Here is a 22030-nt window from a genome sequence, read left to right on the forward strand (position 1 = left end):
GTGCAGGGAAGATAGCGTAGGAACCGGGGCATGCGCCAATTTACCGGCGCCGGCCGCGCGCTGGCGGAGCGATTCTCACCTATCAGCCGCTGAGCATGGCATGTGGCCCGGGAAGGGCGACGCGGAAACACGCGCCGCCGGCCGGCACCGGCACGTACTCCAGTCGCGCCTGGTTGGCCCGGCACAGTTCGCGGGCGATATACAGGCCCAGCCCGGTGCCGTGCTCGGAGGTGGTGAAGAACGGCCGGAACAACTGCGCCGCCACCGCCTCGGGAATGCCGGGGCCGCGGTCCATCACGTCGACGATGGCGTTGCGCTCCTGCAACGCCACACGCAGGCGCACCCGCGCCGGTTCTTCCATCACCCGCCCGTACTTGAGCGCGTTGTGCACCAGCGCGCTGAGGATCTGGTGCAGGTGCTTGGGATCGACCAGCGCATGCACCGGCTGCGGGGCGAGGATCGCCTCGAGGCTGTCGGTCTCGATCGACAGGGTCTGCCGGTACTCCAGGACGAAGCGGCGCACGAACGCGCCCAGGTCCAGGTTCTCCGGATTGGAGCGCTCGCGCCGGGCCAGGCCGAGCACGCTCTCGACGATGCCGTTGGTGCGCTGGCACTGCTGGTGGATGATCTGCAGCAGGCGGCGGTCGGCATCGCCGATCGCCGGCGATTCCTCCAGCAGCTGCGAGGCGTAGTTGATCGCGGCCAGCGGATTGCGGATCTCGTGGGCCAGGCTGGCCGAGAAACGGCCCAGCGCCGACAGGGTCAGCGACTCGGCGCGCCGCGACACCACCGTGGCGTCGTCCAGGAACACCAGGGTCAGGTCGCCCTCGGCCAGCAGCCGGGCGAAGCGCGGCTGCACTTCCGGCTGGTCCGGCGACAGCTGCAGCGGGCTTTCGTCCTGGTTCCAGCCGTTGCGCCAGCGCTGCAGGCGCCGGGCCAGTTCCGGCGCGGCGCTGAGCAGGTCGAGGCGGCCGCTCTCGCTGTTGCCGTCGGTGTCGCCGAGCAGGGCCGACGCGGCCTCGTTGGCCAGGGTCACCCGGTTCTGCGCGTCCACCACCAGCACCCCGGTGCGCATGCGGCGGATGATCAGTTCGTTGATTTCGTAGAGGTTGGCCACCTCGGCGCCGCGGCGTTCGGCCAGGCTCTGGCTGGTGCGGGCGCGCTGGCCGAGGCCGTTGCAGATGTAGGCCACCGCCAGGTAGCTGGTGGCGAACATCGCCAGTTCGGCCAGGCTGCGGGTGTTGTCGGCACCGTCCAGCACGCTCCAGATGTACTCGGCCAGCGTCGCCGCCGAGGCGGTCAGGGCGATGGCCAGGCCGCCGCGCAGGCGCAGCAGCATCGCCGCGGCGGCGACGTTGAACAGCAGCATCATCGCGATGCCGGCGCTGGCCGCGGGCAGGGCGTGCGCGGCCAGGGTCGCGGCGACGATGTCGGCCACGGCGCTGAAGCCGACGATCGGCGCCAGGTGCGCCTCGTTGCGTCCCCACACCAGCAGCGCCAGCGCCACCGCCAGGTAGGCGGTGGACAGGGTGCTGGCCAGCTGCGGATAGCGCGGCTCGCCCACCAGCACGCTGAGCGGGCTGAACACCAGGGCGGCGATCAATCCGGCCACCAGCACGCGGTACAGCGCGAAGAAGTACAGCTCGCGGCGCGGAATGGACTCGATGCGATCGATGAGCGAGGCGCTGGTGGGCAAGCCGGACTCCGGGCGGGCAGCGGACGGCGCGAGTATAGGGGCGGTGCCGTGTACGTGGATGGCGGCCGGCGTGGCGACGACCTGCCTGGGCCGTCGCCGCCCATGACGGGAAGCCACGATTGTCGCCGCTGGTGGTCCGGCGCCCGGGCAGGGCAAGGGCAAGGACGAGCGAGCGGGGCAGGGCGCGTGTGGCGCGGTGCCTGCTGCACCCCGCCACCGCGGACCTCCCCGGAGGCCTCGGCCGGGCCACACCACCGGCGCTTTTGCGCCGCCGCCCTGGGTCGGCGACAATAGGCGTCCCGTCCGTACCGCTCCCGGCCGCCACTCAGGGCCCGGATCGCTGCGGGACGGCCGTTCCTTTTCCCACGGTGACGCATGAATTTCCACGAATATCAGGCAAAACAACTGCTTGCCGAGTACGGCATCCCGGTCCCGGCCGGCAAGGTCGCGGCGACTCCGGAAGAAGCGGTTGAAGCCGCCAAGTCGCTGGGCGCTGGCCCTTGGATGGTCAAGGCGCAGATCCACGCAGGTGGCCGCGGCAAGGCCGGCGGTGTCAAGTTCTGCAAGACCACCGACGACGTGAAGGCCGTTGCCGAGAAGCTGCTCGGCACCAAGATGGCCACCTACCAGACCGCCGGCGTCGAGCTGCCGATCAACCTGGTGCTGGTGACCACCGCCGGCGAGATCGTCAAGGAGCTGTACCTGTCGGTGCTGGTCGACCGCGGCACCCGCACCATCAGCTACATCGCCTCCTCCGAGGGCGGCATGGAGATCGAACAGGTCGCCGCCGAGACCCCGGACAAGATCCACACGCTCAACGTCGACTTCGTCGAGGGCGTGCAGGGTTACCACGGCCGCGACATCGGCTTCAAGATGGGCCTGACCGCCAAGCAGGCGGGCCAGTTCGCCAGCATCATGGTCAACCTGTACCGCATCTTCAACGAGAAGGACCTGGCCCTGGTGGAGATCAATCCGCTGGCCATCCTGGACGACGGCAACCTGTACGCGCTGGACGGCAAGTTCAACAGCGACGACAACGCCAACTTCCGCCACAAGGAACTGGTCGCCATGCGCGACAAGTCCCAGGAAGACGAGACCGAAGTGACCGCTTCGGAGCTGGACATCAACTACGTCACCATGGACGGCAACATCGGGTGCATGGTCAATGGCGCCGGTCTGGCGATGGCGACCATGGACGTGATCAAGCTCAACGGCGGCGAGCCGGCGAACTTCCTCGACGTGGGCGGTGGTGCCAACAAGCAGCGCGTGATCGAGGCGTTCAAGCTGATCCTGTCCTCGGACAAAGTCGAAGGCATCTTCGTCAACATCTTCGGCGGCATCGTCCGCTGCGACATGATCGCCGAGGGCATCATCGCGGCGGTCAAGGAAGTGGGCGTCAAGGTTCCGGTCGTGGTGCGCCTGGAAGGCACCAACGTGGAAGAGGGCAAGCAATTGCTGCGCGACAGCGGCATGGCCATCATCCCGGCCGACAACATCAACGACGGCGCCAAGAAGGTCGTTGAAGCTGTCAAGAACGCCGCCTGATCCACGACACCAAGGAACTCCAATGTCTGTTTTGATCAACAAGAACACCAAGGTGATCGTGCAGGGCTTCACCGGCCAGCAGGGCACCTTCCACGCCACCCAGATGATCGAGTACGGCACCCAGGTCGTCGGCGGTGTCACGCCGGGCAAGGGCGGCACCACCCACATCGACCTGCCGGTGTTCAACACCGTGGCCGATGCCGTGCATAGCACCGGCGCCGACGCCTCGGTGATCTACGTGCCGCCGCCGTTCGCGGCCGACGCGATCCTGGAAGCGGCTGCGGCCGGCATCAAGGTCATCGTCTGCATCACCGAAGGCATCCCGGTGCTGGACATGCTGCGCGTCAAGAACGTGCTGACCCGCTCGCATCCGGACACCGTGCTGATCGGGCCGAACTGCCCCGGCGTGATCACCCCGGGCGAGTGCAAGATCGGCATCATGCCGGGCCACATCCACAAGCCGGGCAAGATCGGCATCGTCTCGCGTTCGGGCACGCTGACCTATGAAGCGGTCAAGCAGACCACCGAAGTCGGCCTGGGCCAGTCCACCTGCATCGGCATCGGTGGCGACCCGATCAACGGCCTGAACTTCGTCGACTGCCTCAAGCTGTTCAACGAGGATCCGCAGACCGAAGGCATCATCATGGTCGGCGAAATCGGCGGCGACGCCGAGGAAGCCGGTGCCGAGTACATCGCCAAGCACGTCAAGAAGCCGGTGGTCGGCTTCATCGCCGGTGCTTCGGCGCCGGCCGGCAAGCGCATGGGCCACGCCGGTGCGATCGCCTCGGGCGGCAAGGGCACGGCCGAGGGCAAGTTCGCGGCGATGGAAGCCGCTGGCGTCAAGACCGTCCGCTCGCCGGGCGACCTGGGTGCGGCGATCGCCTCGCTGGTGAAGTAAGCCGCCAGCGCCGCGGCAGCGACCCGCCTTCGGGTGCGTCGTTGTCGCCGCCGCTGTCCGGAAGGGCCTCGCGCGAGCGAGGCCTTTTTCGTTTCGAGGATCCGGTGCGCGGCACCGGCGCGGCGTCCCTGGCGCGACGAGGCGGATGGGGCGGCCACGCACTGGCGCCCCGCCAACATCTGCGTAATCAAGCAGTTGCGCCATCCCGATGGTCGCCATTCGTCCCTGCCGCCCCGCCATTGGTCCCCTGGCCGGGTGATGCCGTCCCTGCGGCGCTGACATGGCCGGGCGCCGCGCCGACCCTGGCGCCACTTTCTTCGGCAGCGACAGGAGCGGATGCGTGATCAGGCGATGGCGGGCGGCGGTATGCGGGGCGGGCATGGCGATGGGCATCGGTGGTCTCTGCGTGGCGGCGCCGGGCGACTGGGCCAGTTATGCCGGCGCGCCCGGTGGCGGGCAGTACTCGCCGCTGACCCAGATCACCCCGGACAACATCGGCCGGCTGCGCATCGCCTGGTCGTTCCGCACCGGCGAACTCGGCGCGGGCCTGCCCGACCCGGAACGGCGGCGCTTCGAAGCCAATCCGCTGGTGCTGGGCGGGCGCATGTACCTCACCACCGGGACCGGCATCGCCTTCGCGCTGGATGCGGCCAGCGGCCGCGAGCTGTGGTCGTTCGATGCCAAGGTGCGGCGCGACAAGCACTACAGCGACCCGGCCTCGCGCGGGGTGAGTTTCTGGCGCGACACCCAGGCTGCGGCAGGCGCGTGCCGCGAGCGCATCGTGTTCGGCACCCTGGATACGCGGCTGATCGCGCTGGATGCGGCCGACGGCCGACCCTGTGCCGGGTTCGGCAAGGACGGCACGATCGACCTGCATGCCGGCATCGCCGTGCACGACAACGCCAGCGATGCCTGGTCCAACTATGCGGTGACCTCGCCGCCGGTGGTGGCCGGCGACGTGCTGGTGGTCGGCAGCTCGATCGGCGACAACCGCGGGCATGCGCTGGAGCAGGGCGTGGTGCGCGGCTACGACGCGCGCAGCGGCCGTGAGCTGTGGCGCTGGGATCCGGTGCCGCGCGACCCGGCCAAGGCCACCGCCGCCGGCTGGCAGCCGGCGCAGGCGGCCACGGTCGGTGGCGGCAATGCCTGGGCGCCGCTGTCGGTGGATCCGGCGCTGGGCCTGGTCTACGTGCCGACCGGCTCGGCCAGCCCCGATTACTACGGCGGCGAGCGCCTCGGCGACAACCGCGATACCGACGCGCTGGTGGCGCTGGACCTGCACGGCGGGCGCCGGGTGTGGGCGCAGCAACTGGTGCATCACGATCTGTGGGACTACGACCTGGCCTCGCAGCCGGTGCTGACCACGGTGCAGACCGTGCAGGGGCCGCGCGCGGCGGTGCTGCAGGCGACCAAGACCGGCTTTCTGTTCGCCTTCGACCGTCGCGACGGCACGCCGCTGTTCCCGATCAGCGAGGTGCCGGTGCCGGCCTCCGACGTGCCGGGCGAACGCGCCTCGCCGACCCAGCCGATGCCCGAGCCGGCGTTGCGCCTGGCGCGGCATGCGCCGCTGACCGCCGCCGATGCCTGGGGGGCGACGCCGGGCGCGCGCCGCGAATGCGCGGCGCTGATCGCCGGGCTGCGCTCGGAAGGCCTGTTCACTCCACCCAGCGTGCGCGGCACGATCGCGCTGCCTGGCTGGGCCGGCGGGGTGAACTGGGGCGGGATCGCCGTGGATCCGCAGCGGCAGCTGGCGATCCTGCCGGTGTCGGACCTGCCGATGCAGGTGGCGCTGATCCCGCGCGACCGTTTCAGCGAGGCCGAACACGCGCGCCATCCGGACCAGCAGTTCAACGACATGGAGGGCACGCCGTACGACATGCGCCGCGGCATGCTGAGTTCCTCCGGCGGCATTCCCTGCGTCAAGCCGCCGTGGGGGCGGCTGGTGGCGGTGGACCTGCGCACGCGCAAGATCGCCTGGGAGCGCCCGCTCGGCACCCTGGAAGAGAAGCTGCCCTGGCTGCCGCTGGAGGTGGGCACGCCACTGCTTGGCGGTGCGGTGACCACGGCCAGTGGCCTGACCTTCATCGCCGCGGCGGCCGATGCGCGCCTGCGCGCGCTCGACACTGCCACCGGCAAGACCCTGTGGGAGGCCAAGCTGCCGGCCGGCGGCCAGGCCACGCCCTCGGTCTATGCGGTGGGCGGCAAGCAGTACGTGGTGATCGCCGCCGGTGGGCGCGAGGGCATGGGCACGATGGGCGACTACGTGGTCGCCTATACGCTCGACGGCGAAGGCAAGGACGTGGTGTTTCAGCACGGCGTCGGCGTGCGCATGGCGGTGCTGGGCGCTGCCGCGCTGGGGCTGTGTGCGGGAATGGCGATGCTGCTGCGGCGTTGGCGCCGGCGGCGGCCTGCACGGTCTGGCGCTGGCGCCCGCTGAAGCACAGGGCGGTGGCGGGTCGGCGCTGCGGGATTGCTGCAGTCGGGACTGAAGTCACGCCCACAGTGACGCCTCAGCACGTGCTGTCCCTGGAGTGAGCGCGGCTTCGGCGGCGACGCGCGGTACATGCGCCAGCGATTGCTGTTGGTCGTGCATGTTGCTGTGGGAGCGACTTCAGTCGCGACGCGGGGTGCCTGGCCAAGCGACTTTCTCGGGCGCGCGCAGCAGAGCGCGCGTCCTGTGGCATCGCCGTGGCTGCCGCCATGTGCGCATCGAAGATGTGGCTTGCCCGGGCGACATGCCTGCACTCCAACGTGGCGGCATGCGCATCACCGGCCGCAACCCGGCACGGCGCTACACTGCGCAGGGCGCCACGCGAAGCCGCGGCGCCGCGGCAGGTGCGATGCGCTCGCGTGGCGCCTGCGTGTCTTCCCATCGTTCCTGCAAGGTTGCCTATGTCCGCCTCCCTCCGTCTCGCCATGGCCCAGTTCGATTTCCCGGTCGGCGCCGTGGCCCAGAACACCGACCGGATCATCGCGTTGATCGAGGAGGCGCGCGACGAATACGGCGCCGACGTGGTGTTGTTCCCGGAACTGGCGGTCAGCGGCTATCCGCCGGAGGACCTGCTGCTGCGGCCGGGCTTCCTGGCCGATTGCGAGCGCGCGGTACAGCGCGTCGCCGCGCAGGTGCACGGCATCGTCGCGGTGGTCGGCTGGCCGCAGAGTGCCGGCAGCGTGGTCTACAACGCTGCCAGCGTGCTGCGCGGCGGCCGCATCGAGCGGACCTATCGCAAGCGCGAACTGCCCAATTACGCGGTGTTCGACGAGCGCCGCTATTTCGACGTCGACCCGGACGGCGAGAACTGCGTGTTCGAGGTCAAGGGCACGCCGGTGGGCCTGGTGATCTGCGAGGACCTGTGGTTCCCGGAGCCGTTGGCGGCGACCGTGCGGGCGGGCGCGGAACTGGTGCTGGTGCCCAACGCCTCGCCCTACGAGCGCGGCAAGCATGCGCAGCGCGATGCCCTGCTGGCCGAGCGCAGCCGCGAGAGCGGCGCGGCGCTGGCCTATCTCAACGTGGTCGGCGGCCAGGACGCGCTGGTGTTCGACGGCGCCTCGGTGGTGGCCGACGGCGACGGCACCGTTCATCCGGCGGCGGCCGCCTTCACCGACCAGTGGCTGGTGGTGGAATACGACACCGCCGCACGCCGTTTCGCGCCGCTGCGCTGGACCGACGACGGCGACGAGAGCATGGACGCGCTGGCCTGGCGCGCGGTGGTGCGCGGGCTGCAGGACTACTGCGCCAAGAATCGTTTTTCCAAGGTCTGGCTTGGCCTGTCCGGTGGCATCGATTCGGCGCTGGTGCTGGCGATGGCGGTGGACGCGCTGGGCGCGGACAACGTCACCGCGGTGCGCTTGCCGTCGCGCTATACCGCCGACCTGTCCAACGACCTGGCCGCGGACCAGTGCCGCGTCCTCGGCGTGAAGCTGGAGACGGTGGCGATCGAGCCGGCGTTCGAGGGCTTGCTGAGCGCGCTCGGCCCGCTGTTCGCCGGCACCGAACCCGACGTCACCGAGGAGAACCTGCAGTCGCGCAGCCGCGGCGTGATCCTGATGGCGCTGGCCAACAAGTTCGGCGGCCTGCTGCTCACCACCGGCAACAAGAGCGAGTACGCGGTGGGCTACGCCACCATCTACGGCGACATGTGCGGCGGCTATGCGCCGCTGAAGGACTTGTACAAGACCGAGGTGTTCGGCCTGGCGAAATGGCGCAACACGGTCGGCGGCACGCCGGTGATCCCGCCGGCGGTGATCGCGCGGCCGCCCTCGGCGGAACTGCGCGCCAACCAGACCGACCAGGATTCGCTGCCGCCCTACGACGTGCTCGACGGCATTCTGTACCGCTACGTCGACCAGGAAGAATCGCGCGACGAAATCGTCGCCGCCGGCTATGCCGCCGAGGTGGTCGACCGGGTGGTGCGCTTGGTGCGCATCAGCGAATGGAAGCGCCACCAGGCCGCGCCGGGGCCCAAGGTGTCGCGCCGCGCCTTCGGGCGCGAGCGCCGCTATCCGATCAGCAACGGGTACCAGGCCTGACGCGGTTTTCGACCTGGCATCTGTCTCATCTGTAGGAGCGGCTTCAGCCGCGACGGGCGTTACCACTAAAGCCAGTCGCGGCTGAAGCCGCTCCTACTAGGGATGTTACGCGGGTCTGGTTCACAGGAAACTACGGCATCGCGCTGTATTCGCTTTTGCCAATCCCCAATCCCCAATCCCGATTCCCCAATCCCGATTCCCCAATCCCGCCCTTCAGACCACCTGCAGCAACCGCAGCCCGAACGCATCGTCCTGCGCATTCCAGCCATGGCTGACACGCAGGCCGGCTTCGGCGGCCATCGCCGCGAAACTCTGGTCGGTGTACTTGTGGCTGTACTCGACCTGCATCGCTTCGCCATTGGCGAAATCGAAGCGCTGCCCGGCCACCGTCACCTGTTGGGCGCACTGGCTGACCAGGAAGGTCTCGATGCGCTCGCGCGCTTTCGAGTACACCGCATGATGGCGGAACTGCGCGAGGTCGAAGTCGCTGCCGATCTCGCGGTTGAGCCGGCGCAGCAGGTTCAGGGTGAAGGCGGCAGTGACTCCGGCGGCGTCGTTGTAGGCCGCCTCCAGCAGCGCCGTGTCCTTGACCAGGTCGATGCCGATCAGCGCGCAGCCGTCCGCGCCCATGGTCTGGCGCATCGAGCGCAGCAGGGCGATGCCGTCCTCGCGGGTGAAGTTGCCCAGGGTCGAGCCGGGGAAGAACACCAGGGTGCGGCGCGCGCCGCGCTGCGGCGCCGGCAGCGCCACCGGCGCGGTGAAGTCGGCGCATACCGGCAGCATCTGGATGTGCGGGAAGCGCTCGGCCAGCCGCGCGGTGCTGGACATCAGCATGTCGCGGGAGATCTCGATGGGGGTGTAGGCCACCGGCATGCGCAGGCCGTCCAGCAGCAGCTGGGTCTTGCGGCCGCTGCCGCTGCCCAGTTCCACCACGTGCGCGCCGGTGCCCACCGCCTGCGCGATCGACGGCATCCGCGCTTCCAGCAGGTCCAGCTCGGTGCGGGTCAGGTAGTACTCGGGCTGGCGGGTGATCGCCTCGAACAGGCGCGAGCCCTCGGCGTCGTAGAAGTACTTGGACGGCAACTGCTTGGGGCTGCGCGACAGGCCGGCGATCGCGTCGGCGGCGATGTCGTCGGCCTGCGGGTGCAGATCGGTGAGGGCGGCTTCGGTCAGGGCGCGGGCGGTTGCGGCATTCATGCGGGATCCTTGGCCAGGCGCACGCCGGCGAACTGCCACCGCGCATCGGAGGGGAAGAAATTGCGGTAGCTGGCGCGGATGTGATCGTGCGGCGTGGCGCAACTGCCGCCGCGCAACACCCACTGCGCGTTCATGAACTTGCCGTTGTATTCGCCCAGCGTGCCCGACCACGGGCGGAAGCCGGGGTAGGGGAGGTAGGCACTGCCAGTCCATTCCCAGACATCGCCGAACAACTGCTGCAGGCCGGTACTGGCCGGCGCCTTCGACTGCGGATGCAGCGCGTCGCGCTCGACGAAGTTGCCGGCGATAGCGACGCCGGCGGCCGCCTGTTCCCACTCCGCCTCGGTCGGCAGGCGTGCGCCGGCCCAGCGCGCGAACGCATCGGCTTCGAACAGGCTGAGATGGCATACCGGTGCATGCGGATCGCGTTCGCGCCAGCCGCCGAGGGTGAATTCGCGCGCGCCGTCGGCATGCCAGTACAGCGGGCGCTGCCAGTCCTCGGCGCAACGCTTGGCCCAGCCGTCGCTGAGCCACAACCCGACCGTGCGATAGCCGCCATCGGCGATGAACTCGGCGTATTCGGCATTGCTCACCGGGCGGCTGGCCAGCGCATGCGCCGGCACCAGCACGCGATACCGCGGCGATTCGTTGTCGTAGGCGAAGTCGGCATGCGCCGGCCACGGCGCGGCACCGATCTCGCTGATCTGCTCATCGCGCTGCAGCCAGCGCAGGGGGGACGCCGGCGCGTGCTGCGTCGCCAGGTCGGCGCGATAGGCCGGGCCCAGTGGATTGCGCCAGAACGCGTGCTTGATGTCGGTGAGCAGCAACTCCTGGTGCTGCTGCTCGTGCTGCAGGCCCAACTCCAGGATCTGCAGGGTCTGCGGCGCCAGCGTGCCGGCCTGCAACTGCGCCAGCACACGGGTTTCGATCTCGTCCCGGTACTCCAGCACCTGCGCCAGCGAGGGCCGCGACAGCAGGCCGCGATGCGGCCGCGCATGCGCCGGGCCGATGCTCTGGTAGTAACTGTTGAACAGGTAGTCCCACTGCGGATCGTGCGCGCGGTACGCCGGATCGGCGCCGAGCACGAAACGCTCGAAGAACCAGGTGGTGTGCGCCAGATGCCATTTGGCCGGGCTGGCATCGTCCATGCTCTGCACCATCGCATCTTCTTCGCTCAATGGCGCGGCGAGATGACGGCTGCGGGCGCGCACGCGGCGCAGGCGGTCCGCCAGCGTCGCGACGGACGCGATGGGCGAGGGCGGTGACGCCGGAGAGATCGCTTGCATCGACCCAGTCTTAGCGCAGCGGCGTGAACGGACCGTCACGCGTCGCGGGCCGCGGCGTTACCCTAGACACATGTCTACGAACGCCTCGCCCCATGCTGCCGGTCCGGCTTGCGCCGGCGAACTGGTCGACCTCGATGCCGCGGCGGATGCGTTCGCCTTGCCGGCCGGAGTGCGCTACCTCGACACCGCCAGCAAGGGGCCGCGCCTGCACCGTGCGCTGGCCGCGGGGCAGGCGGCGTTGGCCGACGCGATCGCGCCGTGGACGCTGTCCTTCGATGCCTGGCGCGCGCAGATCGACGACCTGCGTGCGCTGGCCGCAGCCACCGTCTTCTCGGGCGACAGCGAAGGGGTGGCGATGGTGCCGTCGGCGGCCTACGGGCTGGCCATCGCGGCGCGGCAGGTGCCGCTGGCGCCCGGCGATGCGGTGCTGCTGCTCGATGGCCAGTTCCCCTCCAACCTGCTGGCGTGGCAGCAACGCTGCGCCGAGAGCGGCGCGCACCTCGCGGTGGTGCGGCCGGCGCCGGGCCAGGACTGGACCGACGCGGTGCTGGCCACACTCGAGGCGCAGCCGCGCGTGCGCGTGGCCACCCTGCCCAATGTCTACTGGCGCGACGGCAGCCTGCTGGATCTGGACCGCATCGCGCCGCGCGTGCATGCGGCCGGCGCGATGCTGGTGCTGGACCTGAGCCAGAGCCTGGGCGTGCTGCCGGTGCGCCTGGACGCCTGGCGGCCGGATTTCGTGGTGTCGGTCGGGCACAAATGGCTGCTCGGTCCGATGGGGCTGGCGTGGCTGTGGGCCTCCCCGCACTGGCGCGCGCACGGCGTGCCGTTCGAGCAGCACTGGCAGGCGCGCGATCCGGGCAGCGACTGGCAGTTCCCGGCCGACGCGCCGCCGCCCTACCGCAGCGGCGCGCGCCGCTTCGATGCCGGCGGCGTCGCCGATCCGCTGCGCCTGGCGATGGCCAGCGCCGCGCTGCAGCAGGTGCAGCGGTGGCGGCCGGCGCGCATCGCACAGCGGCTCGGCGAGCTTGGCGCGGCCTTCGACGCGGAACTGCACGCGCTGGGCGCGGGCGACTGGACCGTGCCCGGGCACGCGCCGCACTTGTACGCACTGCGTCCGCCAGCATCGACGATGCCGGTGTTGCTGCCATGGCTGCAGCCTGCGCAGGTCATCTGTACCCATCGCCATGGTGCGCTGCGCATCGCGCCGTACCTGCAGCTGACGGCGGAGGCGATGCGCGGCCTGGCGCGAGAGATAGTGGCGGTGGTGCGTGCTTGAACGCACGTGTGTGCGATCGTTGCCTGGCTTCAGTTTCTATGGGGAACGCAGTCGACTACCGGTCCGGATCGGCGATCCTGTTGGGTGCATGGCTTCGTTGGTCGCGGCTGAAGCCGCTCCTACGGGAGAAACGGCATGCAGGCCGTAGGCGCGGCTTCGGCCGCGACCCACTGCCGGTGTGATGCGTTTCGTGCGGGTGGCGGTTGCCACGGCCGGTCGCACCTCTGACGCCCGTGGCGTGGCGCCTGGTTCACCGCCGCGCTGCCAGGCGCAATCCACGCGGGGTCAGCGCCCGTTCCAGCAGCTCGAACAGGCCCTGCACCAGCAGCGCCAGCAGCGCGGCCGGTACCGCGCCTTCCAGGATCAGGCCGAGGTCGTCCAGGCGAATGCCGGTGAGGATCGGCTGGCCGTAGCCGCCGGCGCCGATCAGTGCGCCCAGGGTCGCGGTGCCGACGTTGATCACCGCCGCGGTCTTGATGCCGGCAAGGATGGTGCGCAGCGCCAGCGGCAGTTCGATCCGCCCCAGCCGGGTGCCCGGCGGCAGGCCGAGCGCGGCGGCGGTCTCACGCAGCTCGCGAGGCATGCCGGTGATGCCGGCGTGCGTGTTGCGCACGATCGGCAGCAGGCTGTACAGGAACAGCGCGGCGATCGCCGGCTTGGCGCCGATGCCGAACAGCGGGATCATGAACACGAACACCGCCAGCGACGGCAGCGTCTGCAGCACGCCGGTCAGCGCCAGCACTCCCTGGCCGAGCCGTGGCCGGTACGCCGCCAGGATGCCCAGCGGCAGCGCCACCAGCAGGGCCAGGCCCAGCGACAGCCCGACCAGTGCCAGGTGTTCGCGGGTGCGTTGCAGCAGCCGTTGCAGGCGTCCGTCCTGCGCCGGTGCGGCGATGCCCAGCCAGTGCGCGGCGATGGCGCTCTCGGCGCGCTTGTCGAGCTTGGCCTCGGCGTTGAGCCGCTGCATGGTCGCCGCGTCGATGCGTCCGCCCAGTCCTTGCAGCGCCTGCACGAAACGCGGCGCGCGCTGCGCCAGGTCGGCGCGGTACAGGAACACCGCGGCGTAGCGCGGGAAGTAATGCCTGTCGTCCTGCAGCACCAGCAGGTCGTGCGCGGGGATTTCGGCGTCGGTGCTGTACAGGTCGGTGAGGTCGATCGCGCCACTGTCCAGTGCGCGGTAGGCGAGGTCGTGGTCCAGGCCGGTCGGCGTCTGCGGCAGCCCGTAGGCGTCGCGCACGCCGGGCCAGCCGTCGGCGCGCGAGACGAATTCGTTGCTCAGCCCGAACTTGAGCGTCGGATGCGCGGCCAGGTCGGACAGGCGCACGATGCCCAGCGCCTGCGCACGTTGCCGGCGCATGCCGAACGCATAGGTGTTGTCGAAGCCCAGCGGCGCGCTCATCGCCAGGCCGCGCTGCGCCAGCGCCTGCCGCAGCGCGGCGTCGTCGGCGCCCGGCATCTGCAGCAGTTCGGCGGCCAGGGTGCCGGTGTATTCGGCATAGGCGTCGATCGAGCCTTGCTCCAGCGCGCGCCACAGGATGCGGGTGCCGCCGAGCTGGCGCCGGTGCTCGACCTCGACCCCGGCCTGGCGCCCGGCGCCGGCGGCGATCTCGCCCAGCACCACCGCTTCGGTGAAGTTCTTCGAGCCGACCACCACCTTGGTCTCCGCGGCAGCGGCCGGCAGGCCCGACAGGCTGGCCACAGCGGCCAAGGCGACCAGCACGACCGCGCGCCAGCGCGCGCCCGGCGACGTCACCGCGCATCCTCCAGGGTGCGCTGCGCCTGCAGGAACTGGCCGACGAACGGATCGGCCGGCGCCTCCAGCAGGTGGAGCGCGCTGCCTTCCTGCAGCACGCGGCCACCGCGCATCAGCACCAGGGTGTCGCCCAGGTAGGCGGCCTCGGCGACGTCGTGGGTCACCAGTACCACGGTCTTGCCCAGCAGCGCGAACAGTTCGCGCATCTGTGTCTGCAGTTCGCGGCGCACGATCGGATCGAGCGCGCCCAGCGGTTCGTCCAGCAGCAGCACCGGCGGGTCAAGCAGCAGCGCGCGGATCAGTCCCACGCGCTGGCGCTGGCCGCCGGACAGCTCGGCCGGATAGCGCGCCAGCAGCGCCTCCGGCAGCCGGCACAAGGCCGCCAGCTCGTGCAGGCGCGCGGCGATGCGCGGCCGCGTCCAGCCCAGCGTGCGCGCCAGCAAGGCGGCGTTGTCGCGCGCGCTCAGGTGCGGGAACAAGCCGCCTTCCTGGATCACGTAGCCGATGCGCCGGCGCTGCGCCAGCAGGGTGGCGCGGCGCAGCGGCTCGCCCTGGAAGCGCACCTCGCCGCTATCCGGCCATTCCAGTCCCAGCAGCAGGCGCAGCACGCTGGACTTGCCGGCGCCGCTGGGGCCGATCAACGCGGTGGTGCGGCCCGGGGCGATGCAAAGATCGACCTGGTCCAGTGCCAGCGTGTCGCCGTAGCGGCGGGTGACCCGATGCAGTTCGAACATCGCCGCAGCATAGCCGCAGGTGGGGACCACGCCGCGCGAAGACGCGGCGCGCTCAGCGGGCGGCGTCGGTCAGCAGGCCCAGGGTCGGCTTCGGCCGGCTCAGGTCGTACATCAGGCCGAAATGGGCCTCCGCGCCCTGCTGGTCCGGCTGGTCGAGCAGTTCGTAGAGATTGATCTCGGCGACCACGTCGGCGTAGTCGCTGCGCAGGGTCTGCAGCAGTTCCGCCACGCTGTCGTAGCAGGCGCCGTCGCCGGGGTAGCCGCCATCGGTGTTGCCGGTGTAGATCTCGGCGCAGTTGAGCTCGTTGACGTACACCTTGGTGCCGTATTTCTGCGCGGCGGCGCGCAATTGTCCGAGATACAGGTCCATCCAGTAGCCGCGCTCGCCGTGGAAGGCGTAGTAGTGGAAGCTGATCCGGTCGAAGTCGAAGCCGGCGGCCTTGGCCTGGTCGAGGAACCACAGCGAGCCGTTGCGGTCGCCGGGGCAGCGCGCGTTGGCCGAATGATCGTCGCTGTTGCAGGCGGTGATGTTGATGGTGAACTGCAGGCCGGCGCCCACTTCGTCGGAGGCCTGCTTCATGCCGCGGTACATCGTGGTCATCGCCGCGATCCGCGCCGGGGCGGCGGCACGGTCCAGGTCCTGCTCGTTGCCGATCTCCCAGACCTTGATGTCGTTGGCATAGCGTCGCGCCAACGCGTAGCCGATCTCCTGCGACATCGGATACACCATCGGCCGCAGCGCGATGTTGTACTTGCGCGAGAGCTGCACCAACTTGTCGAGCACGGTGAAGTTGCGCGGGTCGACGTCGAAGCGGTAGCTGCGCAGGTTGCGCTGGTCGAGCAAACGGAACACCGCCTCGCTCTGGCTGAGCGGGTAGGCCTGGCGGCCGTCGTGGCCGTTGACGCCGTACACGATGGCCGGTGCTGCGGCGGCCGGCAGAGCGGCGGCGGAGAAGACGGCGGCGAACAACCACGACAGCGGGCGCAGGATGGGCATGGGCAGGGGTCCCAGCGGATCGGCACGGAGGAGGTGTGGGGGCAGCCTAGCAAGGCTGCGCAGCGGTCTGGCCGACAATCGTCCGGATTGGGGCGCGCGTCGCAGTCCGCGACGCGGGGCAGGCCCGGCACCGTCGCGCTGCCGCGGGTGTCAGCCGCCGAGTGCCGTGCCGGATCGGCCCGCCATTGCAGGGTAGGGCGGCGCCGTAGTGGTCCCCCAGAACGCGACAGGGGCCTTGCGGCCCCTGTCGGTGTACATCCCGCCGGCGCGGTGGATCAGCGCTGCATCTGCGAGTTGGACTGTCCGGTGGCGGCGGACTTCTCGCCGGCGAACGGATTGAGCTTGCGGATCATCCACGGGTACTTCGGCCAGTTGCCGGTCAGCCACGGATGCTGCGGATCGTTGAGCTCCAGCACGCGGCGCGCGTCGGCGGCCAGGGTCTTGTTGCCGAGGTGGGTGTAGGCATCGGCCAGCACCGCCACCGCGTCGTACTGGTAGGCGCTCTGCGGGTAGGTCTCTAGCAGGTAGGTGGCGCGCGAGGCGGCCGACACCCAGGCGTCGCGACGCAGGTAGTACAGCGCGTTGTCCAGCTCGTGCTGGGCGAACACGTTGCGCAGGGCGATCATGCGCTCGCGCGCGTCGGCGGCGTAGCGGCTGTTCGGGTAGCGCTCGGCGACGGTGTTGAAGTCGGCGTAGGCCTGCTGCGGGGTGGACAGGTCGCGGCGGCTGGGATCCAGCGACCACACCCGGCGCAGGAACACCGTGTCGCGGTTGGAGTTGGACAACCCGCGCAGGTAGTACATGTAGGCGATGTTGCGCTGGGTCGGATAGGTGCGGATGAAGCGGTCGATGGTGGACACCGCGTCGTCGTGCTTGCCGGCCTTGTACTGGGCGTAGGCGCTCTCGATCATCGCCTGCTCGGTGTAGTTGCCGTACGGGTACTGCGCGATCAGCCGCTTGAAGCTGCTCTCGGCGCCGGCCCAGTTGCCGCTCTCCATCTGCGCATGCGCCTTCTGGTAGAGCTGCTCCACCGGCATCCCTTCCTCGGGGTTCTTCTTCTGACGGTGGCAACCCGTCGCCACGACCAGCGTGACCAGCAGCAGGGCGATGAAACGGACGTGCGCGGACAGCGGGACGGAGCGTCGGATCATGGGTTCGGGCGCGGCAGGGCAGGAATACGAAGGGGCGATGATAGCCTAGTGGCCTGTCCTGCGACTGACTACGGCCGCCGCGACCCTCCTTTTCCGACCCAAGCCGTGCCCCTGCCATGCCCAATACCCCCCCGGACCTCCCCGAGGACGCCGCCAGCGACGGCCCGCGCCAGGCGCGCGTGCCCGACCATGCCGCCGGCCGCCGTTTCGACGCGGTGCTGGCCGAACTGTTCCCCGAATACTCGCGCTCGCGCCTGGCCGAATGGATCAAATCCGGCGACGCCCTGCTCGACGGCGCCCCGGCGCGGCCGCGCGATCCGCTGCGCGGCGGCGAGATCGCCAGCCTGCATGCGGTGCTGGATACCCAGACCCACGCCCTGCCCGAGGACATCCCGCTGGAGGTGCTCTACGAGGACGACCAGGTCATCGTGCTGAACAAGCCGGCCGGGCTGGTGGTGCACCCGGGCGCCGGCAACCCCAGCGGCACCCTGGTCAACGCCTTGCTGTACCGCGATCCGGGGCTGTCGGCGCTGCCGCGCGCCGGCATCGTGCACCGCCTGGACAAGGACACCAGCGGCGCCATGGTGGTGGCGCGGACCCTGCAGGCGCACACCTCGCTGGTGGCGCAGCTGTCCGCGCGCGACGTGCACCGGCAGTACCTGGCGGTGGTGGTCGGGGCGCTGGTCTCCGGCGGCACCGCCAACGCGCCGATCGACCGCCATCCGCGCGACCGCCTGCGCATGGCGGTGCGCGAGGACGGCCGCGACGCGGTCACCCACTACCGGCTGCGCGAGCGCTTCCGTGCGCATACGGCCCTGGAATGCCGCCTGGAGACCGGCCGCACCCACCAGATCCGCGTGCACATGGCGCACCTGAAGCACCCCATCGTCGGCGACCCGCTGTACGGCGGCCCGCTCAAGCTGCCCAAGGGCGCAAGCGAGGAACTGATCGGCGAACTGCGCGGCTTCAAGCGCCAGGCGCTGCACGCCGAGACCCTGGAGTTCAAGCATCCGCTGAGTGGCGAACCGGTCCGCGCCACCGCCGCAGTGCCGGCCGACCTGCAGCAGCTGATGGCCTCCCTGCGCGCGGATGCGCAGGCGGCGGCCGAGCGGGCGCGGCGCTGAGCATGGCCACGTCGCCGGGTTCCTGCGCCGTGGCACGCGGCACCGTCTCGGGCTGCGGCCGGGGACGCCCGCGAAGCGGCAAGGCGGCCGCTGTCGGCCGAGGGTGCTGCTGATGCCGGACTTCGCCTTGCAGGCCGATTGGCCGGTCCCGCCGCGGGTCCACGCGCTGACCACCCTGCGGACTGGCGCTGGCGCCTCGCAGCCGCCGTTCGACCGCTTCAACCTGGGCAACCGCAGTGCCGCCGACGGCGACGACCCGGCCACGGTGCAGCGCAACCGCGACGAACTGGCCGTGCGGCTGGCGCTGCCGACGCCGCCGCACTGGCTGCGGCAGGTGCACGGGGTGCAGGTGCTGCGCTTCGACGGGCCGCCGCACGCCATTGGCATCGACGCCGAGCCGACCGCCGATGCCGCGGTCACCGCCGAACCGAGCGTGGTGCTGGCGATCCTGACCGCCGACTGCCTGCCGGTGGTGTTTGCCGCCCGCGACGGCAGCGAGGTGGGCGCCGCGCATGCCGGCTGGCAGGGCCTGGCCGGCGGCGTGCTGGAGGCCACCGTCGCCGCGCTGCGCACCCCCCCGGCGCAACTGCAGGCCTGGCTCGGCCCGGCCGCCGGGCCGCAGCGCTACGAGATCGGCGTCGACGTCCGCGAGGCCTTCCTGCGCCACGATCCGGCCGCGGCCAGCGCCTTCGTCGCGACCCGTCCCGAGCACTGGTTGGTGGACCTGTACGCGCTGGCGCGGCAGCGCCTGGTCGCGGCCGGCATGGCGCCGGACCAGGTCCACGGCGGCGGCCTGTGCACCATCGCCGACGCGCAGCGCTTCTACTCCTACCGGCGCGACCGCCGCAGCGGGCGCATGGCGACCCTGGCGTGGATCGCGCCCTGACCGCGCCGCTGTTCGCGCAGGTGCTGGGGCCGGCGTTCGCGCAGTTGCCGCCGGTGCTGCGCGCGCTGCACACGCCGGGGCCGCGGTCGCGCTACGTCGGCCAGGCCGAGGTCGCCCGCGGCCGACATCCGCTGCTGCCGCTGTGCGCGTGGCTGGTGCGGCTGCCGCGCACCGGACCGGCCACGCCGGTGGAGGTGGTGTTCCGCGCCGACGCGCGCGGGGAGTGCTGGGAGCGCCGTTTCGGTCGGCATGCCATGCCCTCGCGGCTGTGGCTGCACCGCGGCCGGCTGCGCGAGCGCCTGGGTGCGGTGGTGTTCGAATTCGCCCTGCGGGTCGACGGCGCGGGCATCGAATGGCGCGCGGCGCGGGCCTGGGCGTTCGGCGTGCTGCCGCTGCCGCGGCGCTGGCTGGCCGGCGTGCACTGCCGCGAAGACCAGCGCGACGGCCGCTATGCGTTTCTGATTGCGGTGACGCTGCCGTGGATCGGCCCGTTCATCCGCTACGAGGGCTGGCTTGCGCCGGCCTGAGCCGCCGCCGGTGGTGACGCCCACGGCGCCGGAGGACGCGGCCATCGTCGTGTTCGACGGGGTGTGTGCGCTGTGCAGCCGCTGGGTGCGGTTCCTGCTGCGCCATGACCGCCGCGGCCGCTACCGCTTTGCGGCGATGCAGTCGCCGCGCGGCAGCGCGCTGTTGCGCGACCACGGGCTGGATCCGGCCGATCCGCTGTCGTTCCTGCTGCTGACGCCAGATGCTGCACTCACCGACTCGGACGCGGCGATCGCGGTGATCGCCGGGCTTGGCGGGGTGTGGCGCAGCGTCGCGGCGCTGCGCCTGCTGCCGCGGCGCTGGCGCGACGCCGGCTATCGGCTGCTGGCGCGCAACCGCCATCGCTGGTTCGGCACCACCGCGCAGTGTTTCCTGCCGGAGCCGCAACAGCGCGCGCGTTTCCTGGAGTGAGCGCGCTGGGCGGACCGGCTCAGCCGCTGCCGCGCGCGAACGGCAGCACCTTGCCGTCGGCAGCGCCGGCACGGCGGCTGTCGAGGCGGAACACGCCGACCGCCGCGGCCAGGCCGCCGGCCTGTTCCTCCATGCTGCGTGCGGCGGCGGTGGCTTCCTCGACCAGGGCGGCGTTGCGCTGGGTCACTTCGTCCAGCTGCGCCACGGTGCGGTTGACCTGTTCGATGCCGCTGGACTGCTCGCCGCTGGCGGCGCTGATCTCGCCGATCAGGCCGGTCACCCGCTGCACCGAACCGACGATCTCGTGCATGGTGGCGCCGGCACGGTTGACCAGTGCCGCACCTTCGCCGACGGTGCGCGTGGACGCCTCGATCAGGTCCTTGATCTCCTTGGCCGCATCGGCCGAGCGCTGCGCCAGGGAACGCACTTCGGTGGCGACCACGGCGAAACCGCGGCCCTGTTCGCCGGCGCGTGCGGCCTCCACCGCGGCGTTGAGCGCCAGGATGTTGGTCTGGAAGGCGATGCCGTCGATCACTCCGATGATCTCGCCGATGCGCTGCGAGGACGCGCTGATCGCGCGCATCGTCGCCACCACCTCGTCCATCACCTGTCCACCGGACCGGGCGATCTCGCCGGTGTTCTGCACCAGGCCGTTGGCCTGCTGCGCGTTGTCCGCGTTCTGCTTCACCGCCGAGGTCAGTTCCTCCATCGAACTGGCGGTCTCTTCCAGGCTCGCCGCCTGCTGCTCGGTGCGATCGGACAGGTCGGTGTTGCCCGCGGCGATTTCCGCGGCGGCGCGGCGGATGGTCTCGGCCGCGTCCTGGATGCCGACGATGATCTCGGTGAGCTTGGCCACGGTGCGGTTGGTGTCCTCGCGCAACTGCGCGAACACGCCCTGGGCCTGGCCGTCGACGCGATGGGTGAGGTCGCCCTCGGCCAGCGCCGCCAGTGCCGCCGCCAGGTGCGCCAGGTTGCTCTCCACCGCATCGGCGATGCGGTTGACGCCTTCGGCCAGCGACTTGAGCACCCCGTCCATCGCCGCCGTCTCGATGCGCTGACTGAAATCGCCGCGCGCGGCGGCCTCGATCACCGTGGCCAGCGCCTGTTCGGCGCTGACCTGCGCGGTCACCTCTTCCCACTGCGCGATAGTGCCGAGGCGGCGGCCGTCGGCGCCGTTGATCGGGCTGTACACGAAATCGATCTGGCGGCCGAAGAACGGCGCGCGCACGCGCTTGGAGCCGGTCAGCGCACGCATGCGGGCGATCGCCGCCTGGCTGTCCGGATAGATGTCGCCGATGCTGCCGCCGACGAACTGCTCGGCGCGAAATTCCGGGCGGAAGCGCTGCACGTCCGGTTCGATGGTCTGCAGCATCTGCAGCAGCTTGCGGTTGGCGAAATGCACGCGGCCATCGTCGTCGGCGATGCGCACCATGGTGTCGAGATCGTCCAGCGCCTGGATCACGAAGCGGCCATGGCGCAGTTCCGCCTCGGTCTGCGCCTGGCGTGCGGCCAGCGCGTGTTGTGCGTTCTGCACCGCGCGCAGCAAGGCCACCTCGGCCGCATCGCCGGCCAGGTCCATGCGGTACTCGAAGCGGCCTTCGCCCAGCGCCTGCAGCGCCTGCGTGGCCCGGTCCAGGGCGCGTGGCGCGCTGCGTCTGCCGGCCCAGGCCAGCGCCGCGGCGACCGCGGCTGCAACCAGTAGCGCCGGCAGCACGCGCGGCAACGCCGATCCGGTCGGCCCGACCGTGCGGCCGACCTGCAGCGCGTAGGCAGTCAGCGCCAGCAGCACCAACACGTGGGCCAGGACGAGCAGCGCCGACTGCGGGCGCAGCCACGCGGGAATGGTGGGGCGGAGAGCGGCGGATGGCGAGGGCATGGTGTGCACCGGCTGGGAAACAACGGGCAACGCCGCAGGGGCGACGCGATCTCGCGGGGGTACAGCCAGTATCTGCGCATTGCGCGGTGTGCTGGATCGCCGGCAGCTGCCGTTCGTCGGA

17 protein-coding genes are annotated in these 22030 nt (G+C 70.8%); 9 read left to right on the forward strand and 8 right to left on the reverse strand.

The window, feature by feature from the left end:
* Positions 1 to 82: 82 nt before the first annotated feature.
* Positions 83 to 1696: an ATP-binding protein gene (locus M3U25_RS08830; RefSeq protein ID WP_355498276.1), complete on the reverse strand. Its 1614-nt coding sequence runs from the start codon at positions 1694 to 1696 to the stop codon at positions 83 to 85.
* Positions 1697 to 2071: 375 nt separating this feature from the next.
* Between M3U25_RS08830 and sucC the strand changes: the two genes are divergently transcribed.
* From sucC to M3U25_RS08850, 4 genes are all read left to right on the forward strand, one after another.
* The gene (sucC, locus tag M3U25_RS08835; RefSeq protein ID WP_010342227.1) at positions 2072 to 3241 is read left to right on the forward strand and encodes an ADP-forming succinate--CoA ligase subunit beta; all 1170 of its coding nucleotides are present in this window, start codon (positions 2072 to 2074) and stop codon (positions 3239 to 3241) included.
* A 22-nt stretch (positions 3242 to 3263) separates the two neighbouring features.
* Complete coding sequence (sucD, locus tag M3U25_RS08840; protein WP_355498272.1) at positions 3264 to 4139, forward strand: succinate--CoA ligase subunit alpha; 876 nt, start codon at positions 3264 to 3266, stop codon at positions 4137 to 4139.
* A 340-nt stretch (positions 4140 to 4479) separates the two neighbouring features.
* Positions 4480 to 6576, forward strand: a complete 2097-nt coding sequence (locus M3U25_RS08845; RefSeq protein ID WP_355498269.1) for a pyrroloquinoline quinone-dependent dehydrogenase — start codon at positions 4480 to 4482, stop codon at positions 6574 to 6576.
* 455 nt (positions 6577 to 7031) lie between these two features.
* Complete coding sequence (locus M3U25_RS08850; RefSeq protein ID WP_242161025.1) at positions 7032 to 8669, forward strand: NAD+ synthase; 1638 nt, start codon at positions 7032 to 7034, stop codon at positions 8667 to 8669.
* Positions 8670 to 8882: 213 nt separating this feature from the next.
* Here M3U25_RS08850 and egtD read toward each other — a convergent pair whose 3' ends face one another.
* Positions 8883 to 9866, reverse strand: coding sequence for an L-histidine N(alpha)-methyltransferase (gene egtD / locus M3U25_RS08855; RefSeq protein ID WP_355498264.1), 984 nt, complete (start codon positions 9864 to 9866; stop codon positions 8883 to 8885).
* Entirely contained in the window at positions 9863 to 11152 is a 1290-nt protein-coding gene (gene egtB / locus M3U25_RS08860) for an ergothioneine biosynthesis protein EgtB (protein ID WP_355498261.1), read from the reverse strand. The genes egtD and egtB overlap by 4 nt, the downstream gene beginning before the upstream one ends.
* Before the next feature lie 70 nt (positions 11153 to 11222).
* On the opposite strand from egtB, the gene M3U25_RS08865 reads away from it, so the two are divergent.
* Entirely contained in the window at positions 11223 to 12431 is a 1209-nt protein-coding gene (locus M3U25_RS08865; RefSeq protein WP_355498258.1) for an aminotransferase class V-fold PLP-dependent enzyme, read from the forward strand.
* 250 nt (positions 12432 to 12681) lie between these two features.
* Here the strand turns inward: M3U25_RS08865 and M3U25_RS08870 are convergent, their stop codons facing one another.
* From M3U25_RS08870 to M3U25_RS08885, 4 genes are all read right to left on the reverse strand, one after another.
* Positions 12682 to 14139: a glycine betaine ABC transporter substrate-binding protein gene (locus M3U25_RS08870; protein ID WP_355498588.1), complete on the reverse strand. Its 1458-nt coding sequence runs from the start codon at positions 14137 to 14139 to the stop codon at positions 12682 to 12684.
* A 41-nt stretch (positions 14140 to 14180) separates the two neighbouring features.
* Positions 14181 to 14918, reverse strand: a complete 738-nt coding sequence (locus M3U25_RS08875) for an ATP-binding cassette domain-containing protein (protein WP_355498255.1) — start codon at positions 14916 to 14918, stop codon at positions 14181 to 14183.
* A gap of 52 nt (positions 14919 to 14970) precedes the next feature.
* A complete protein-coding gene (locus tag M3U25_RS08880) occupies positions 14971 to 15915 on the reverse strand; it encodes a hypothetical protein (RefSeq protein ID WP_355498252.1) in 945 nt (314 codons plus the stop codon).
* A 275-nt stretch (positions 15916 to 16190) separates the two neighbouring features.
* The gene (locus tag M3U25_RS08885) at positions 16191 to 17066 is read right to left on the reverse strand and encodes an outer membrane protein assembly factor BamD (RefSeq protein WP_019797124.1); all 876 of its coding nucleotides are present in this window, start codon (positions 17064 to 17066) and stop codon (positions 16191 to 16193) included.
* 116 nt (positions 17067 to 17182) lie between these two features.
* Here M3U25_RS08885 and rluD point away from each other — a divergent pair, with 116 nt between their 5' ends.
* The 4 genes from rluD to M3U25_RS08905 all read left to right on the forward strand — a co-directional run bounded on the left by rluD (position 17183) and on the right by M3U25_RS08905 (position 20033).
* Entirely contained in the window at positions 17183 to 18190 is a 1008-nt protein-coding gene (gene rluD, locus M3U25_RS08890) for a 23S rRNA pseudouridine(1911/1915/1917) synthase RluD (protein ID WP_160947590.1), read from the forward strand.
* Positions 18191 to 18302: 112 nt separating this feature from the next.
* Entirely contained in the window at positions 18303 to 19076 is a 774-nt protein-coding gene (pgeF, locus tag M3U25_RS08895) for a peptidoglycan editing factor PgeF (RefSeq protein WP_355498247.1), read from the forward strand.
* Positions 19061 to 19603, forward strand: coding sequence for a DUF4166 domain-containing protein (locus tag M3U25_RS08900; RefSeq protein ID WP_160947592.1), 543 nt, complete (start codon positions 19061 to 19063; stop codon positions 19601 to 19603). Before pgeF ends, M3U25_RS08900 begins: the two co-directional genes overlap by 16 nt.
* 10 nt (positions 19604 to 19613) lie before the next feature.
* Entirely contained in the window at positions 19614 to 20033 is a 420-nt protein-coding gene (locus tag M3U25_RS08905; protein WP_355498585.1) for a thiol-disulfide oxidoreductase DCC family protein, read from the forward strand.
* A gap of 19 nt (positions 20034 to 20052) precedes the next feature.
* On the opposite strand, the gene M3U25_RS08910 is transcribed toward M3U25_RS08905, so the two are convergent.
* On the reverse strand, positions 20053 to 21909 hold the full coding sequence (locus M3U25_RS08910; protein WP_355498243.1) for a methyl-accepting chemotaxis protein: 1857 nt from the start codon (positions 21907 to 21909) through the stop codon (positions 20053 to 20055).
* Positions 21910 to 22030 lie beyond the last annotated feature (121 nt).

The organism is Xanthomonas sp. PPL134 (assembly GCF_040595915.1).
Taxonomy (GTDB): Bacteria; Pseudomonadota; Gammaproteobacteria; order Xanthomonadales; family Xanthomonadaceae; genus Xanthomonas_A; species Xanthomonas_A indica.